Source organism: Janthinobacterium sp. 13, from assembly GCF_002749695.1.
GTDB lineage: Bacteria > Pseudomonadota > Gammaproteobacteria > Burkholderiales > Burkholderiaceae_D > Janthinobacterium > Janthinobacterium kumbetense.
Genome location: NZ_PEEQ01000001.1, coordinates 4,368,863 through 4,384,719, shown reverse-complemented (window position 1 = coordinate 4,384,719; position 15,857 = coordinate 4,368,863). Strand labels below are relative to the sequence as shown.

The window sequence follows — 15,857 nt, the reverse complement described above, 5'->3', positions numbered from 1 at the left end:
GCAGAGCAAAAGATATCATTCAGGAAATCAAAATACAATAAAAGAAACAATTTTTACCATTGGCATTTTCAATAGGCCTTATCGATTTATGGCCGGTGCCGGCTATCGCGGGGCATGCAGCCCTCCCTGCCATGTCCGGGCGCCGCTCCTGGCAGCAGGATTGTTGTAGATCGGCACATGCCAGATAGCGGTGTAGCCCTGCGGCAACGGCAAGCCGGCAGGTAGGCGTGGTCATCCTGGCACGCAATCGGCTACCATGGGTGTTACTCTTCTTGATAACGGATCACCATGCCCAGCTGGCACCTGGCCGACGCCGCCGAACTGGCGGCGCGCCATCCCTACACCTTCTACAAATCGCCGCCCGAGGCCATCGCCCAGGTGCGCCCCGGCGAGGTGGTCAAGCTGATCTTCGCCTTCCACAGCGACGATCCGCAGGCGCCGGGCGCCGAGCGCATGTGGGTGCTGGTCGACACAGTCGAGCCGCACGGACACTTCACCGGCAAGCTCGACAACACGCCAGGCTACATCCGTGATCTGCAAGCCAAAGACCCCGTCGCCTTCGCGGCACGCCACATCATCAATACGCAGCACGACGATGACGACAACCTCGTCAACCGCTATGCGGGCCTGTGCTTCGTGACGAAAAAAGTGCTGGAAGACGGCGCGCCTGTCGGCTATCTGTACCGCGAGGAACCGGACAACGCCGACGACAGCGGCTGGCGCTTCACGGCGAATGATGAAAGCGACGACTACATCAACGACAGCGCCAACGTGGCCCTCGTGTCGCTGGGCGCCGTGCTCGGCGTGGACGACCGCTTCATTGCGCTGCTCGACGCACCCGCCGGCGCGGCCTATGCCTTCGACCATAACACCCAACAATTCATGGCGGTTGACGAATGACAAGTGATGAACTGAAAGACGTTTGCGCGGCCCTGCCCGGCGCGCAAGCCGTGTTGTACGGTGCGCCGTCGAACATCCTCGTGTATGAAGTGGCGGGGAAAAAATTTGCGTACTTCAAGACCAGCATGCCGGAACAGTGGCGCTTCAGCCTGCGCGCCAGCGCCGGGCGCTTTATCGAGCTGACGGACATGCCCGGCGTGAAACCGGCCCGTTACATGGGCCGCTTTCACTGGGTGACCATCGTCGACGTGGCGCACTTCCCGGCCGATTACCTGGCGGAACTGGTGCAGGGTAGCTACGCGCGCGCCGTGGCCAGCCTGACGCGCGCGCAAAGGGCGGCCATCGCCTAGAGGGCGTCCTCGCCCGCCATCGCGCGGTCGATGTCTTCGCGCGTCAGGTCCGGCGCCAGCTGCAGGATGAACTCGTAGGCGTAGGCGCGCAGGTAGGCGCCGCGCCGCACGGCCAGGCGCGTCGTGTTGGTGGCGAACAGATGCGACGCTTCCACGGCCCGCAGCCCCTTGTCGCGGCCATGGTCGAAGGCCATCGAGGCGACGATGCCCACGCCCAGGCCCAGCGCCACGTATTGCTTGATGACGTCGGAATCCATGGCCGTCAGGATGATATCGGTCGCCACGCCCGCCTTGGCAAACGCATCGTCGATATGCCCGCGCCCCGTGAAACCCTTGTCGTAGGTAATCAGCGGATACTTCGCCAGGTCTTCCAGGCGGATGGGCGAGTGCTCGAGCAGCGGATGGCCGTCGGGCACGACGATCAGATGGCTCCAGCGGTAGCACGGGAACGACACCAGGTCGGGGAACTGGCTCAAGCCTTCCGTGGCGATGCCGATGTCGGTCTTGCCGGACAGCACCCATTCCGCGATGTGCTCGGGCGCGCTTTGTTGTAGCGCAATACGCACTTCGGGGAAAGCGGCGCGGAAGCTTTGCACCACTTTCGGCAACGCATAGCGCGCCTGCGTGTGCGTGGCCGCCACGGACAAGGTCCCGCTCGTCTGGCCGCTGTATTCGAGGCTGGCCTGCTGCAGGTTTTCCGCCTCGATCAAGAGACGGTCGACGATCTTCAGGATGCCCTTGCCCGGCTCCGTCAAGCCCGTCAGCCGCTTGCCGTTGCGCTCGAAAATCACCACGCCCAGCTCGTCTTCGAGTTCGCGGATTTGCCGGCTCACGCCCGGTTGCGACGTGAACAGGGCGTTGGCCACTTCCGTCAGGTTATAGCCGCGGCGGGCCGCTTCGCGGATCGATCGCAATTGTTGAAAGTTCATGGCTATCCTGTATCAAGTTCGGGTGGGTTCCACAAATACATGGAGGCGTTTCGGGCGGACAACTAATGTCTCGCCTTCCTTCAGCTGCAGATGGGTAAAACGCTCGTTCGACATCACCGCTTCGATCAGTTCGCTGTTATCCACGCGCTGCAAGTCCAGCTGGGCCAGCGGGCCGATGGCATGCGCGCGGCTCAGTTTCACGACGATGCCTTCCGCTCCCTGCGTGTAGCGGTCGATTTCCAGGTCGTGCGGCCGCACATAGGCCGTGCCCTTGCTGTCGCTCACGCCTGCGTAATCGGGTACCTCGAAACTGGCATCGCCCGTGGCCATCACGCCGTCATGCACGCGGCCGTGGAACAGGTTGACGTTGCCGAGGAAGCCGTAGACGAAGGGCGACGCAGGGTGGTTATAAACTTGCTCAGGGGAACCGAGTTGCTCGACCGTGCCCTTGTTCATCAGTACGACCTGGTCGGCCACTTCCAGCGCCTCTTCCTGGTCATGCGTGACGAAAATACTGGTGACGTGCAAGTCGTCATGCAGGCGGCGCAGCCAGCGGCGCAATTCCTTGCGCACCTTGGCATCCAAGGCGCCGAACGGCTCGTCCAGCAGCAGCACGCGGGGCTCGACCGCCAGCGCGCGCGCCAGGGCGATGCGCTGGCGTTGCCCGCCCGACAATTGCGGCGGATAGCGGTCGGCCAGCCAATCGAGCTGCACCAGTTCCAGCAAATCCTTGACCTTGCGGCGGATCTGGTCTTCCGACGGGCGCTCGCTGCGCGACTTCACGCGCAAGCCGAAGGCCACGTTCTCGAACACGGTCATGTGCTTGAACAGCGCATAGTGTTGAAACACAAAACCGACCTGGCGCTCGCGCACATGGCGGTTCGACGCGTCTTCCGCGTCCAGCAGCACCTGGCCGCTGTCCGGATGTTCCAAGCCAGCAATAATGCGCAGCAAGGTTGTCTTGCCGCAACCGGACGGGCCCAGCAAGGCCGTCAGTTCGCCGGCGGGAAAATCCAGCGAGATATTGTCGAGGGCAACGAAATCGCCGAAGCGCTTGTGGATGTTTTTAACTGCGATGGTCATATCAGTGCTCCGTGGAACGTAAGGCGGAATCGTCGGCGTTGCTCTCGTTCAAACGCCACTCAATGAAAGCTTTCAAGGCCAGGGTCACCAGCGCCAGCAGGGCCAGCAGGGAGGCGACGGCAAACGCGGCGGCGAAGTTGTACTCGTTGTACAGAATCTCCACCTGCAGCGGCATGGTGTTGGTTTCGCCGCGGATATGGCCGGACACGACGGAGACGGCGCCGAACTCGCCCATGGCGCGGGCGTTACACAGGATCACGCCATACAGCAGACCCCACTTGATATTTGGCAAAGTCACGCGGCGGAAGGTATTCCAGCCCGAGGCGCCCAGCACGATGGCGGCCTCTTCCTCTTCGCTGCCCTGCGACTGCATCAGCGGAATCAATTCACGCGCCACGAACGGGAAAGTGATGAAGATGGTGGCCAGCACGATGCCGGGCACGGCGAACAGGATCTTGATGTCGTGCGCCTGCAGCCACGGGCCGAACCAGCCCTGGGCGCCAAACATCAGCACATAGATCAGGCCGGAAATCACGGGCGAGACGGAAAACGGCAAGTCGATCAGGGTCAGCAAGATGCTCTTGCCGCGGAATTCGAACTTGGCGATGCACCAGGAAGCGGCCACGCCGAACACCAGGTTCAACGGCACGGCGATGGCGGCCGTGATCAGGGTCAATTTAATGGCGGAAATCGCGTCCGGGTCGATGATGGCGGCGATATACGCTTCCCAGCCCTTCTTGAACGCTTCCGCGAACACGGCCACCAGGGGCACGATCAGGAACGCCGTCAGGAACAGCAAGGCGACGGTGATCAGGACCGTGCGTACCCACAACGGTTCCAGCACGACGGGGCCGACATTCGGCTCGAAGCGGCGCACTGCCGGGCGCGCATTGTCCACGCCAGCGACGCCAGTCGTATTCGTACTCATGATTTCTTCGCCTTTCCGCGCGTCCATGCTTGCAGCAGGTTAATCGTCAACAACAGCAGGAAAGACACCACCAGCATCACCACGGCGATGGCCGTGGCGCCTGCGTAATCGTATTGTTCCAATTTGGTAATAATGAACAGCGGCGTGATTTCCGACACCATCGGCATGTTGCCGGCGATAAAGATCACGGAACCGTACTCGCCCGTGGCGCGGGCAAACGCCAGCGCAAAGCCCGTCAGCAAGGATGGCAAGATCGTGGGGAAGATGACGCGGATAAACGTTTGCAATGAATTGGCGCCCAGGCTGGCGGCCGCTTCTTCCAGTTCCTTTTCCGCGTCTTCCAGCACCGGTTGCACGGTGCGCACGACGAAGGGCAAGCCGATGAAGGTCAGCGCCACCACCACGCCCAGCGGCGTGAACGCCACCTTGATGCCCAGCACGCCTTCGATGAACTGGCCGAACCAGCCATTCGACGAATACAAAGCCGTCAGGGTGATGCCGGCCACGGCCGTCGGCAAGGCAAACGGCAAGTCGACCAGCGCGTCGATGATGCGCTTGCCGGGGAATTTGTAACGCACCAGCACCCAGGCCAGGATGCCGCCAAACACCACGTTCAACAGGGCGGCGATCAGCGAAGCGCCAAACGTCAGGCGGTACGACGCCATCACACGGTCTGACGTGACGGCGCTGAAGAAGGCGTCCCATGTCATGGTGAAAGTTTTCAGGAACACCGACGACAGCGGAATGAGAACGATCAAGGCCAGGTAAAAGAGCGTGAAGCCCAGTGACAGCTTAAACCCCGGCATGACCCGAAACGGCGCTCCGCGCGCCTTGAGCGGTGCTGCTGATGCTGCAGACATAGAAACTCCTTCTTATTACATTTTTGAGTTATAGAGTGCAATAATCACATGCATTCGTTATAAAAAGAACTAACCATTTCTCATTTGCTTAGATGGATTTTGCATACTTGCTTGCAGAATCGTTGGGCGAAAAAAAACGCACCGGACAGGTGCGTTTTTGCTTCTTAGACATATTTATACCCGAGACAAATGCTGGGGTCAGACCCCGAGGGGGAATGCGTCCCAATGGGACGCATTCCGATTGCGAAGCAACTGACCCCGGAATTACTTGTTTGGCTGCGGCGTCAAACGCAGATAGGGCTTGGCTGCCGTAAATCCCTTCGGATATTTCTGCTTGATCACGTCCGGGTCTTGCACCGTCAATGGAATGATGACGTCGTCGCCATCTTTCCAGTTGCCGGGCGTGGCGACCGTGTAGCCGTCCGTCAGCTGCAGGGCGTCGATGACGCGCAGGATTTCATTGAAGTTGCGGCCAGTGCTCAGCGGATACGTGAGGATCAGGCGCACTTTCTTGTTCGGGTCGACGATGAAGACGGAGCGCACGGTGGCCGTGACGGACTGTTCCGGGTGGATCATGTCGTACAGCACCGATACTTTCTTGTCGACGTCGGCGATGATGGGGAAGCCCACCACCGTGTTTTGCGTCTCTTCGATATCCTTGATCCAGCTCTTGTGCGACTCGGCCGCATCCACGGACAGGGCGATGGCCTTCACGTTGCGCTTGTCGAATTCCGGCTTGAGCTTGGCCGTCAAGCCCAGTTCCGTCGTGCACACGGGGGTGAAGTCGGCCGGGTGGGAAAACAGCACCACCCAGGAATTGCCCGCCCACTCGTGGAACTTGAGGGGGCCGATCGAGCTGTCTTGTTCAAAATCAGGGGCGACATCGCCCAGGCGTAAAGTCATCGTGATCTCCTTGAGAGGTTGTGTGGCAATGGGATGTGCGTCGAATCAGGCTGCCTGACGGTGGCGTTTGTCGCTTTGCGCCAGATCAAACAGTGTTTGCAGTTGCGCTTGGCCATAGACCCAGTCACCAAGGCGCGACTCGGCGTTGATATGGCCCAGCGCACCGCCATCAATATACTTGCAATTCCAGCGCCGTGCCCACTGCGCCGCGTGTTCGGCCGTCATCCACGGGTCCGTCTGGCTGGCGATCAGGATGCCAGGGCAAGGCAGCCGCTTTTGCGGCAATGCCTTCGCCACGCCAAACTTGTCGGGATCGGCCGGCCCCACCAGCAGCACGCCGGCCACGCCCTGCGGGTCGCGGGCCAGGCTGTGCGCCGTCGTCAGGCAGCCGAAGCTGTGGGCGACGATCAGGGTCGGGCGCGCATCCTGGCGTCGCACCTGATCCAGGCGCGCCGACCAGGTGGCCAGGTCGGGAGCGTTCCAGTCGTCCTGCTCGACCCGCTCGAATTGCGGATACAGGCGCTGCCAGCGGCTCTGCCAATGCTCGGGACCGCTGTTATGCAAGCCCGGCACGATCAATACCCGGTAATCGGAAAAGCTGCGCAGCGCCATGATGTGTCCTTGCGTGATCGATTCCGGCAAGCGTTGCCGCCTGCCGGTGAAGATTACTTCGGCTGATAGATCTGGTCGAAGATGCCGCCGTCGGCAAAGTGCGCCTTCTGTGCCGCCGTCCAGCCGCCGGCCACTTGCTCGATGGTGAACAGGTTGACCTTGGCGAACTGCGACGCGTATTTCTTTGCCGCCTTGTCCGTTGCCGGACGGTAGTAGTTCTTCGCGATGATGTCTTGCGCTTCGTCCGTGTACAGGTAGTTCAGGTAAGCCTCGGCCACCTTGCGCGTGCCGTGCTTGTCGGCAAACTTGTCGACGACGGCGACGGGCGGCTCGGCCAGGATGCTGACGGATGGGGTGATGATGTCGAACTTGGTCGGACCCAGTTCCTTGACGGCCAGGTAAGCCTCGTTTTCCCAGGCGATCAGCACGTCGCCGATGCCCCGTTCCACGAACGTGGTGGTGGCGCCGCGCGCGCCGGAATCGAGCACGGGCACGTTTTTATACAGTTTGCCGAGGAAATCCTTCGCTTTGGCTTCGTTGCCGCCCGGCTGGCGCAAGGCATAACCCCACGCGGCCAGGTGGTTCCAGCGGGCGCCGCCCGAGGTTTTCGGGTTCGGCGTGATGACGGACACGCCCGGCTTGATCAAGTCATTCCAATCCTTGATGCCTTTCGGGTTGCCCTTGCGCACCAGAAACACGATGGTCGAGGTGTAAGGCGAGCTGTTGTGCGCCAAGCGCTTTTGCCAGTCGGCGGCCAGCAGCTTGTGCTCGGCCAGCGCGTCGATGTCGTAGGCCAGGGCCAAAGTGACCACGTCCGCTTCCAGGCCGTCGATGACGGCGCGCGCCTGCTTGCCGGAACCGCCGTGCGATTGCTTGATCTTGACGTTGTCGCCCGTCTTGCCTTTCCACTCCTTGGCAAACGCCGTATTCACATCCTGGTACAGCTCGCGCGTCGGGTCGTATGACACGTTGAGCAGGGTGATATCGGCAGCCTGCGCCGTTTGCAGAAGGGCAAACGCGCTGATGGCGGCGGCAGTGATGATTTTTTTCGACAGCATCTAAGATCCCCGTGTGGTTGAACTTTCAGAGCCACCAGATTACGGCGCTATGGCCGCAAAGAGAACGAAGCGTTTCGCCGTTTGATATACATTTTTCGCATATGGACGGTACGCAACGGGGATAAAGCGCTTAATAGAAACGGTTAAATAATACGACGGCCCACGTGGCGAAGGCCAGGATGCAGGTCAGCAGCACGGCCGCGCTGCCGAAATCCTTGGCGTTCTTCGACAGCGGATGGCGGTCCAGCGAGATGCGGTCGACCACGGCTTCGATGGCGGAATTGATCAGTTCGACGATCAGCACCAGCAGCAGCACGCCGATCAGCACCAGTTTTTCAAAGGCGGAGACGCGCAGCAGCAAGGCGATCACGGTGCCGACGACGAACAAACCGAGTTCCTGGCGGAACGCGTGTTCATGGCGCCAGGCCGCTTTCAAGCCATCGAGCGAGTAGAAAAAAGCGGAAAAAATCCGTTTCAAGCCACTTTTACTTTTGAATTCGTTTACAGGTTGCATAGTTTTCCATATGTAAAGCAGGCGCAGTGGGCACATTATGGGGGCGACATAGCACTGTGACCATTTATTCGCTGAATATCTCGGAACATTTCACTATTTTTTCACATCATGGTATAAAGAAGCATGAATACTGCATTGCACCAAATCCATCATGAAAATTGAACCGGTCGCTGCCCCGAAGACGACGATCCAGGTGATCGAACGCATGGTCGCCCTGCTCGATGCCCTGGCCAAATATTCCGACCCGGTCAGCCTGAAGGAATTATCCAAGGTTTCCGGTTTGCACCCCTCGACGGCGCACCGCATCCTCAACGACATGGTGCTGACGCGCTTTGTCGACCGCATCGAACCGGGCACGTACCGGCTGGGCATGCGCCTGCTGGAACTGGGCAATGTGGTGAAAAGCCGCCTCAGCGTGCGCGAAGCGGCGCTGGACTTCATGCGCCAGCTGCACAAGAAAACCCAGCAAACCATCAACCTGTCCGTGCGCCAGGGCGACGAGATCGTCTACATCGACCGCGCCTTCTCCGAGCGCTCGGGCATGCAGGTGGTGCGCGCCATCGGCGGCCGCGGTCCGCTGCACCTGACCTCGACGGGCAAGCTGTTCCTCTCCGTGGACGAGCCGAAAGCCATCCGCGCCTACGCCACGCGCACGGGACTGGCCGGGCACAACAAGAATTCCATCACGGATCTGCAAAAGCTCGAGCGCGAGCTGAGCCTGGTTCGCGAGCGCGGCTATGCGCGCGACAATGAAGAGCTGGAACTGGGCGTGCGCTGCATGGCGGCCGGCATCCGCGACGATACAGGCAAGCTGATCGCCGGCCTGTCGATCTCGGCACCGGCCGACCGCCTGCAGGATGAGTGGCTGGTGGATCTGGTGGAAACGGCGAACCAGATTTCCGTCACATTGGGTTATATCCCGCAAGACTGACTTCCGCATAAAAATGTTCAGGGCAAGGCGCACTAACGAAGGCAGTACGACTAGTACTGCGAGTTAGTGCAACGCCGCCATGGATATTTTTAGCCGCCGGGCAGGCTCATGTTGGCTGGTTTCAAGGCTTCCAGCCACTTGCGCATGCGTCCCGCATCGGCCGTACGCGACTGTTTCCCCTTGGAATCGAGGAAGACCATGATCACGGCCCGTCCTTCGATGACCGCCTGCATCATCAGACAACGTCCCGCCTCATTGATGAACCCCGTCTTTTGCAAGCCGATTTCCCAGCCCGGATTGGCCACCAGGTGATTCGTATTGCCAAACTGCATGGGCTGGCCGCTGGCTTCGACGATGGCTTTCGGGTCCGTCGAGTACTCGCGCAGCAGCGGATGGCGGAAGGCGGCCATGGCCAGCTTGCCCAGGTCGCGCGCGCTGGCCACGTTCATCTTCGACAAGCCGCTGGAATCGACGTAATGCGTATCCATCATGCCCAGCTGGCGCGCCTTGCTGTTCATGGCGTCGACAAACGCCGGCAAGCCGCCCGGATAATTGCGGCCCAGCGCCGAGGCGGCGCGGTTTTCCGAGCTCATCAGGGCGATGTGCAGCATATTCGCGCGCGTCAATTGCGAACCCACTTTCAGGCGCGAGCTGCTGAACTTGGCGCGGTCGACGTCCTCGTCCGTGATCGTCAGCAACTCATCCATGTCCTGGCGCGCTTCGACCACCACCAGGCCCGTCATCATCTTGGTGATGGAGGCGATGGGCAGGGCCACATTGGAATTCTTTTCAAACAACACTTCCGCATTCGCCTGGTCCAGCACCAGCGCCACGCTGGACTTCAGGTCGAGCGGATCACGCGTCAGGTTCAGGCCCGCCAGGTCGCCCATGGTGGGCATCGGTGCGGCCATGGGCACGGCCACGCTACTGACTTTTTGATAGATGACCTTGCGTTTGCCGCGCACCATGACGACCCGGCGCACGGTCTTTTCGCGCGGCGCGGCCGTCGCGCCCTTGCGCAGCACGACTTTGATTTTCTTGGTGTTGTGTTTCTTCGAGGCTGAGGATTTGCCGTTCGCTTCCTTGGCGTGCACGGCCGCAGCCGGCGCCAGTGCAAACAGCAGGGAAGCCAGGATACCCAGCGCAAGTTTAAACTTAGCCATTCGATAATTCCCCGTGAAGCTGTTGCCTTATTGCAGTGTAGCGAAATGCAGAGCAATCGCAAGCCTATTTAACAGTTAGGACAGTATTTATTGCAGCAATGAAATACAAATCGTTGGCGATCAGCAAACAAACTCATCCTTAACCGGCTGTTTTTCTCCGCCCGTCGCCAGTAATGTCTATTTGTCCATGAATTTAACAAAGCCGGCCAGCGGCTCGCGCTCCGTGTTCAGGCGGTTCTCGACCTTGTCCGGGTCGGCATAGCCGAGGGCCATGCCGCACACCACCATTTCACCGGCCGGCACGCCCAGTTCGTCGCGGATGATGTCATGGTAATGGATGAAGGCCGCCTGCGGGCACGTGTCGAGTCCCCGCGCACGCGCCGCCAGCATGATGTTTTGCAAAAACATGCCGTAGTCGAGCCAGGAACCCTGTTCCAGTACCCGCTCGATGGTAAAGATCAGGCCCACGGGCGCATCGAAAAACTGGAAATTGCGCCCATGCTGGGCCGCCATGCCGGCCGTGTCGCCCCGTTCCAGGCCCAGCAGTTGGTACAGGTCCAGGCCGATCTTGCGGCGGCGCTCGATGAATGGCGCCGTCCACTGGCGCGGGTAATAGATATATGAGGCCGTGCGCGCGGGCGCATCGGGCGCCTTCGGTGCGGCGTAGGCGGCCAGGATGCGCTGCGACAGGCGCAGGCGGGCTTCGCCCGACAGCACATACACTTTCCACGGCTGCATGTTGGCGCCCGAAGGCGCGCGCGCCGCCACTTCCAGGATGCGCGCGATCTCGTCCTGCGCCACCGGCGTGGGCAAAAAGGCGCGGATGGAACGGCGCGACAGGATGACGCTATCGACGGCTTGCTGCGCCGCTGGTGTTTCCAATGCTTGCTTGTTCACTGCCCTGCTCTCCCGCTATAGCTTATTATTTCTTGACCACGAACACCACGCCGACCACGGCCACCAGCATGCCGGCGATGCCCAGCATATTAAAGGCTTCGCCAAACATCAGCCAGGCCATCACGGCCGTCGTGGGCGGCGTCAGGTACAGCAAGCCCGTCACTTTCGTCGCATCGCTGCGGCGGATCAGGGCGAACAGCAGGAAGATGGCGCCGATGGACAGCACGAGCACCGACCACAGCAAGGCGCCGATGAAATTCGCCGTCCATTGAACATTGCTGAAATGCAAGTCCAATCCTTCGTAATACAGGGCGAATGGCAAGACCACCACGATGGAGGCGGCAAACTGCACCACCGTGCCGGTGCGCAAGTCAAAGTGCGGACAGTGGCGTTTTTGGTACATGGTGCCGGCCGTCATCGACAGCAGCGCGAACACGCACAGCAGCACGCTTTCCACGGTCAAGCCCACGAGGTTGATCTTCGCATACACGACGAGGGCCACGCCCAGCAAGCCAAAGAACAGGCCCAGCCACTGGCGCGGGCGCACGGATTCGCCGATCAGGGGAGCGGCGCAGGCCGTCAGCACGGGCTGCATGCCGACAATCAGCGCAGACAGGCCGGCCGGCATGCCCAGCTTGATGGCGCACCACACGCCGGCCAGGTAACCGGCTTGCATCAGGATGCCGGCCACGGCGATCTGGCGGAATTGGCCCACGGGCCACGGCGCGCGCAACAGCAGCACCAGCGGCAACAAAATGACCAGCACGCCAAGGAAGCGCAGCAGCAAAAAGGTCAGCGGCGGCGCATACGGCAAGCCGAACTTGGCCACAATAAAACCTGTGCTCCATAACAACACGAAGAAGCCGGGCAAGGCCATCGGCGCCAAGTTAGTCAGGAAAGAGGCTTTGCCGCTGGCGCCAGCCGCGGCGGGAGGATTGGACATGGTATCGACTCGGGAAACGGGATCGGCACCGGGGCGTTGCCCAGTGCGGGAGGCAAAGTCTAGCATGCTGCGCCGCGATCGTCCCCGCAGGCACTGGAAACGATAGTTTAAGCACAAACCATTAACAGGTAGAAATCAAATATTTCTCTTTAGAAACAATGACTTTTGATGCAAATCTATTCAATTGTTGCATCGCACAAGAATCGCTTGACTTACGTTTTTTTCGCCGTAGAATAGGGTTTGTTGCGTTGCACAATTCTTGTTCAGCTTGAAAAATTTAGATTCACCTGCTTTCCCAAACGGTACACGCAGCATCAAATTAACCAGATTTCGATTTTTTGGAGATTTATATGTTTTCAATTCCTGAGCAATTTTCGTCCGCTACCAAAGCCAACCTGGAAGCCCAATTCGCCCTGTTCTCGTCGCTGACGGGCAAGGCCTTCGAAGGCATCGAAAAGATCGTCGAACTGAACCTGACCGCTGCCAAGGCAACGCTGGAAGAATCGACCGCCGCCGCCAAGCAATTGCTGTCGGCAAAAGATCCACAAGAATTCTTCTCGCTGGCCTCTGCCCAAGCCCAGCCTGGCGCCGAAAAAGCCATCGCTTACGGCCGCCACCTGGCTGCCATCACGTCGGGCACGCAAGCCGAATTCAGCAAAGCTGCTGAATCGCAGATCGCTGAAACCAACCGTAAAGTCCTGTCGCTGGTGGAAGAAGTCACCAAGAACGCGCCAGCCGGTTCGGAAAACGCCGTCGCCATCCTGAAAAGCGCCATCGGCAACGCCAATGCAGGCTACGAGCAATTCTCGAAAACCAGCAAGCAAGCCGTCGAAGCCATCGAAGCGAACCTGACGTCGGCCGTGAACCAGTTCACGCAAGCGGCTGAAAAAATCGTGCCGCGCACTGCCGCCAAGTAATTATCAAGCGGCCGCCACGGCGGTCTGCTGTTATCGGCTCCTCCAGGCATCCATCCCGCACTTCCCCGACGGATGCCATTATGCCCCAGCCCAGCTGGGGCATTTTTTATGCCTGAACACTTCCCGAACGCGCTTACTCGCCCAGATACGCCGCCTTCACGCGCGGGTCGTCGAGCATGGCGGCCGCGTTGCCGCCCATGGTGACCAGGCCGGAATCCATCACGTAGCCGCGGTGTGCCGCCTGCAGGGCCAGGCGGGCATTCTGTTCGACCAGCAAGATCGTGATGCCTTCGGACGACACCTTGCGGATCACCTCGAAGATTTTCTCGACCATGATGGGCGACAGGCCCATCGACGGCTCGTCGAGCAGCAGCAGCTTCGGATGGCTCATCAGGGCGCGCGCCATGGCCAGCATCTGCTGCTCGCCGCCGGACAGGGTGCCGGCCATCTGCGCCGCCCTTTCCTTCAGGCGGGGAAACACGTCGAACCAGCGGGCGATGTCGTCCTCGACGCCCGCCTTGTCCGTGCGCGTGTAGGCGCCCATCATGAGGTTTTCGCGGATCGACATGCGGGTAAACACGCCCCGCCCTTCCGGCACCATGGCCAGTTTCCGTTCCACCAGGTGGAACGATTTCGTGCCCTTCAGCGATTCGCCCAGGTAGCTGATCGTGCCCTCGATCTTGCAGGCAGGCAAAGTGCCCGTGATGGCTTTCAGGGTCGTCGTCTTGCCCGCGCCGTTCGCGCCGATCAGGGCGATCAGCTCGCCCTCGTTGACTTCCAGGTCGATGCCTTTCACCGCCTTGATGCCGCCGTAGGCCACGTGCAGGCCCGCCACCTTCAATATATTGCTCATGCGTGCGATCCCCCCAGGTAAGCCTCGATGACGGCCTGGTTTTGTTGTATTTCGGCCGGCAAGCCTTCCGCGATGCGCTTGCCATATTCGAGCACCGTGATGCGGTCGCACAGCCCCATCATCAGTTTCACATCATGCTCGATCAGGAGCACGGTCTTGCCTTCCGCCTTGATTTTCACCAGCAACTCGCGCAGGGCCAGCTTTTCCGTCGCGTTCATGCCGGCCGCCGGCTCGTCCAAGGCCAGCAGGGTCGGGTCGGTGGCCAGCGCGCGGGCGATTTCCAGGCGCCGCTGGTCGCCATACGACAGGAAGCGCGCCGTCCGGTTGGCGAACTGGGCGATGCCGACGAAATCGAGCAACTCCATGGCCCGCTTGCGGATGGATGCCTCTTCCTCGCGCGCCGCCTTGTGGCGGAAGATGGCGCCGAACACGCCCTGGTGCGAGCGCACGTGGCGCCCCACCATGACGTTTTCCAGCGCCGTCATGTCGCCGAACAGACGGATATTCTGGAAGGTGCGCGCGATGCCCGCCTTCGCCACCTGGTGCGGCGCGGACGGCGAATACGGCTTGCCGGCCAGCTCGAAGGTGCCCGTGTCGGGCTGGTACAGGCCCGTGATCACGTTGAAAAATGTCGTCTTGCCGGCGCCGTTCGGGCCGATCAAGCCGTAGATCTGGCCCTGGCGGATGGTGATGCCCACGTCGGTGAGCGCCTGCAAGCCGCCGAAACGCTTGTTTACGCCGGCGATATTGAGAATGATCTGTTCGCTCATACTATCCCTCCCTTAAGCGGACACGACGCCGGTGGATTTGTTCGGCTGGTCCACATCGTGGTCGGGCCGGTCTTCGTGCTTCGGCGATGGCCACAGTCCCGCAGGACGATTGAGCATGATCAACACCATGGCCAGGCCGTACAGCAGCTGGCGCAGCACTTCCGCCTCGATCACCACGTGGCCGAACAGCGCCTGCTGGGCCGGTTCCACCACATGGCGCAGCACTTCCGGTATCGAGGCGAGGATCACGCCGCCGAGGATCACGCCGGGGATATGGCCGATGCCGCCCAGCACCACCATGGCCAGCACGGCGATCGATTCCGTCAGCGAGAACGATTCCGGCGAAACAAAGCCCTGAAAGGACGCAAACATGGCGCCAGCCACGCCGCCGAACGAGGCGCCCATGGAAAAAGCCAGCAATTTCACGTTGCGCGTGTTGATGCCCATGGCCTTGGCGGCGATCTCGTCTTCGCGGATGGCCACCCAGGCGCGGCCCAGGCGCGAATGCTGCAAGCGCTTGGTGACGAACACGACGGTGATGCACAGGAAGAGGAAAAGAAAATAATAAGCATTCACGGACGGCATGGAAAAACCGGCCACCGTCACGGTGCTGTTGGTGCCCGCCTCGCCCGCCAGGTTGACGCCGAAGATGCGGATCGGGTCGATCAAATTGATGCCTTGCGGACCGTTCGTGAAATTGATCGGGTCGTTCAAATTGTTCATGAAAATGCGGATGATCTCGCCAAAACCCAGGGTCACGATGGCCAGGTAGTCGCCGCGCAGTTTCAAGGTGGGCGCGCCCAGCAGGGCGCCGAACAGGCCTGCCACGGCTGCGGCCAGCGGCACGATGATCCAGATCGACAGGTGGATGCCGTTTTCGCGGATTTCCGGGCCCATCAGCTGCACCAGGGATGCGCCCAGCACCGGATATTGATTCACCACCGATTCGAGCAGGATGGCGAACTGGGGCGACGCCAGCAAGGCCGTCAGGTAGGCGCCCACGGCATAGAAGGCGATATAACCGAGGTCGAGCAGGCCGGCGAAGCCGACGACGATGTTCAAGCCCAGGGCCAGCATGATGTACAGCAAGGCCATGTCGATGATGCGCACCCACGAGTTGCCGAACTGCGCGGCAAAAAACGGGAACACCATCAGCAGCGCGGCCAGGCCCAGCATGCCGGCGTAGGCTTTGGTCGGATTTTTCTTAGCGTCAAAATCGAGTAGTGCCATGATTCAGTCTCCCAGT

18 protein-coding genes are annotated in these 15,857 nt (G+C 60.6%); 4 read left to right on the top strand and 14 right to left on the bottom strand.

Annotated features, from left to right (window positions below; all coding sequences use genetic code 11):
- The first annotated feature begins 288 nt into the window (after positions 1-288).
- On the top strand, positions 289-900 hold the full coding sequence (locus CLU94_RS19230) for an immunity protein Imm33 domain-containing protein (protein ID WP_099666804.1): 612 nt from the start codon (positions 289-291) through the stop codon (positions 898-900).
- On the top strand, positions 897-1,250 hold the full coding sequence (locus CLU94_RS19225; RefSeq protein ID WP_099666803.1) for an MmcQ/YjbR family DNA-binding protein: 354 nt from the start codon (positions 897-899) through the stop codon (positions 1,248-1,250). Before CLU94_RS19230 ends, CLU94_RS19225 begins: the two co-directional genes overlap by 4 nt.
- On the opposite strand, the gene CLU94_RS19220 is transcribed toward CLU94_RS19225, so the two are convergent.
- The 8 genes from CLU94_RS19220 to CLU94_RS19185 form a co-directional block, all read right to left on the bottom strand.
- Entirely contained in the window at positions 1,247-2,179 is a 933-nt protein-coding gene (locus CLU94_RS19220) for a CysB family HTH-type transcriptional regulator (protein ID WP_034785189.1), read from the bottom strand. The two genes, CLU94_RS19225 and CLU94_RS19220, sit on opposite strands and share 4 nt — an antisense overlap.
- A 12-nt stretch (positions 2,180-2,191) precedes the next feature.
- Positions 2,192-3,262, bottom strand: a complete 1,071-nt coding sequence (locus CLU94_RS19215) for a sulfate/molybdate ABC transporter ATP-binding protein (RefSeq protein ID WP_034747519.1) — start codon at positions 3,260-3,262, stop codon at positions 2,192-2,194.
- 1 nt (position 3,263) lies between these two features.
- Positions 3,264-4,190, bottom strand: a complete 927-nt coding sequence (gene cysW / locus CLU94_RS19210) for a sulfate ABC transporter permease subunit CysW (protein WP_099668392.1) — start codon at positions 4,188-4,190, stop codon at positions 3,264-3,266.
- Entirely contained in the window at positions 4,187-4,996 is an 810-nt protein-coding gene (cysT, locus tag CLU94_RS19205; RefSeq protein WP_099408869.1) for a sulfate ABC transporter permease subunit CysT, read from the bottom strand. Before cysT ends, cysW begins: the two co-directional genes overlap by 4 nt.
- 318 nt (positions 4,997-5,314) lie before the next feature.
- Positions 5,315-5,953, bottom strand: coding sequence for a peroxiredoxin (locus CLU94_RS19200; RefSeq protein WP_034785187.1), 639 nt, complete (start codon positions 5,951-5,953; stop codon positions 5,315-5,317).
- A gap of 45 nt (positions 5,954-5,998) precedes the next feature.
- Positions 5,999-6,565, bottom strand: coding sequence for an RBBP9/YdeN family alpha/beta hydrolase (locus tag CLU94_RS19195; protein ID WP_034747509.1), 567 nt, complete (start codon positions 6,563-6,565; stop codon positions 5,999-6,001).
- A 53-nt stretch (positions 6,566-6,618) separates the two neighbouring features.
- Complete coding sequence (locus CLU94_RS19190; protein ID WP_099666802.1) at positions 6,619-7,623, bottom strand: sulfate ABC transporter substrate-binding protein; 1,005 nt, start codon at positions 7,621-7,623, stop codon at positions 6,619-6,621.
- A 130-nt stretch (positions 7,624-7,753) separates the two neighbouring features.
- Positions 7,754-8,137 (bottom strand): diacylglycerol kinase, encoded by a 384-nt coding sequence (locus tag CLU94_RS19185; RefSeq protein WP_099666801.1) that lies wholly within the window; start codon positions 8,135-8,137, stop codon positions 7,754-7,756.
- A 151-nt stretch (positions 8,138-8,288) separates the two neighbouring features.
- Here CLU94_RS19185 and CLU94_RS19180 point away from each other — a divergent pair, with 151 nt between their 5' ends.
- Positions 8,289-9,068 (top strand): IclR family transcriptional regulator, encoded by a 780-nt coding sequence (locus CLU94_RS19180; protein WP_099666800.1) that lies wholly within the window; start codon positions 8,289-8,291, stop codon positions 9,066-9,068.
- An 89-nt stretch (positions 9,069-9,157) separates the two neighbouring features.
- Here the strand turns inward: CLU94_RS19180 and pbpG are convergent, their stop codons facing one another.
- From pbpG to CLU94_RS19165, 3 genes are all read right to left on the bottom strand, one after another.
- The gene (pbpG, locus tag CLU94_RS19175; protein WP_099666799.1) at positions 9,158-10,231 is read right to left on the bottom strand and encodes a D-alanyl-D-alanine endopeptidase; all 1,074 of its coding nucleotides are present in this window, start codon (positions 10,229-10,231) and stop codon (positions 9,158-9,160) included.
- Positions 10,232-10,408: 177 nt separating this feature from the next.
- Positions 10,409-11,128 (bottom strand): nitroreductase, encoded by a 720-nt coding sequence (locus tag CLU94_RS19170; RefSeq protein WP_099666798.1) that lies wholly within the window; start codon positions 11,126-11,128, stop codon positions 10,409-10,411.
- Between the two features lie 25 nt (positions 11,129-11,153).
- A complete protein-coding gene (locus tag CLU94_RS19165) occupies positions 11,154-12,071 on the bottom strand; it encodes a DMT family transporter (protein WP_099666797.1) in 918 nt (305 codons plus the stop codon).
- Between the two features lie 350 nt (positions 12,072-12,421).
- On the opposite strand from CLU94_RS19165, the gene CLU94_RS19160 reads away from it, so the two are divergent.
- Entirely contained in the window at positions 12,422-12,988 is a 567-nt protein-coding gene (locus tag CLU94_RS19160) for a phasin family protein (RefSeq protein ID WP_099666796.1), read from the top strand.
- 133 nt (positions 12,989-13,121) lie between these two features.
- Here CLU94_RS19160 and CLU94_RS19155 read toward each other — a convergent pair whose 3' ends face one another.
- The 3 genes from CLU94_RS19155 to CLU94_RS19145 are packed head-to-tail and all read right to left on the bottom strand — an operon-like array spanning position 13,122 to position 15,841.
- The gene (locus CLU94_RS19155; protein WP_070256673.1) at positions 13,122-13,841 is read right to left on the bottom strand and encodes an ABC transporter ATP-binding protein; all 720 of its coding nucleotides are present in this window, start codon (positions 13,839-13,841) and stop codon (positions 13,122-13,124) included.
- Positions 13,838-14,611, bottom strand: a complete 774-nt coding sequence (locus CLU94_RS19150; RefSeq protein ID WP_099666795.1) for an ABC transporter ATP-binding protein — start codon at positions 14,609-14,611, stop codon at positions 13,838-13,840. The genes CLU94_RS19155 and CLU94_RS19150 overlap by 4 nt, the downstream gene beginning before the upstream one ends.
- Before the next feature lie 12 nt (positions 14,612-14,623).
- Positions 14,624-15,841, bottom strand: coding sequence for an ABC transporter permease subunit (locus tag CLU94_RS19145; protein WP_099666794.1), 1,218 nt, complete (start codon positions 15,839-15,841; stop codon positions 14,624-14,626).
- Positions 15,842-15,857: the final 16 nt, after the last annotated feature.

Coding starts and splice junctions, on each gene's coding strand:
- CLU94_RS19230 (WP_099666804.1), top strand. CDS start 289: ATGCCCAGCTGGCACCTGGCCGACGCCGCCGAACTGGCGGCGCGCCAT.
- CLU94_RS19225 (WP_099666803.1), top strand. CDS start 897: ATGACAAGTGATGAACTGAAAGACGTTTGCGCGGCCCTGCCCGGCGCG.
- CLU94_RS19220 (WP_034785189.1), bottom strand. CDS start 2,179: ATGAACTTTCAACAATTGCGATCGATCCGCGAAGCGGCCCGCCGCGGC.
- CLU94_RS19215 (WP_034747519.1), bottom strand. CDS start 3,262: ATGACCATCGCAGTTAAAAACATCCACAAGCGCTTCGGCGATTTCGTT.
- cysW (WP_099668392.1), bottom strand. CDS start 4,190: ATGAGTACGAATACGACTGGCGTCGCTGGCGTGGACAATGCGCGCCCG.
- cysT (WP_099408869.1), bottom strand. CDS start 4,996: ATGCCGGGGTTTAAGCTGTCACTGGGCTTCACGCTCTTTTACCTGGCC.
- CLU94_RS19200 (WP_034785187.1), bottom strand. CDS start 5,953: ATGACTTTACGCCTGGGCGATGTCGCCCCTGATTTTGAACAAGACAGC.
- CLU94_RS19195 (WP_034747509.1), bottom strand. CDS start 6,565: ATGGCGCTGCGCAGCTTTTCCGATTACCGGGTATTGATCGTGCCGGGC.
- CLU94_RS19190 (WP_099666802.1), bottom strand. CDS start 7,623: ATGCTGTCGAAAAAAATCATCACTGCCGCCGCCATCAGCGCGTTTGCC.
- CLU94_RS19185 (WP_099666801.1), bottom strand. CDS start 8,137: ATGCAACCTGTAAACGAATTCAAAAGTAAAAGTGGCTTGAAACGGATT.
- CLU94_RS19180 (WP_099666800.1), top strand. CDS start 8,289: ATGAAAATTGAACCGGTCGCTGCCCCGAAGACGACGATCCAGGTGATC.
- pbpG (WP_099666799.1), bottom strand. CDS start 10,231: ATGGCTAAGTTTAAACTTGCGCTGGGTATCCTGGCTTCCCTGCTGTTT.
- CLU94_RS19165 (WP_099666797.1), bottom strand. CDS start 12,071: ATGTCCAATCCTCCCGCCGCGGCTGGCGCCAGCGGCAAAGCCTCTTTC.
- CLU94_RS19160 (WP_099666796.1), top strand. CDS start 12,422: ATGTTTTCAATTCCTGAGCAATTTTCGTCCGCTACCAAAGCCAACCTG.
- CLU94_RS19155 (WP_070256673.1), bottom strand. CDS start 13,841: ATGAGCAATATATTGAAGGTGGCGGGCCTGCACGTGGCCTACGGCGGC.
- CLU94_RS19150 (WP_099666795.1), bottom strand. CDS start 14,611: ATGAGCGAACAGATCATTCTCAATATCGCCGGCGTAAACAAGCGTTTC.
- CLU94_RS19145 (WP_099666794.1), bottom strand. CDS start 15,841: ATGGCACTACTCGATTTTGACGCTAAGAAAAATCCGACCAAAGCCTAC.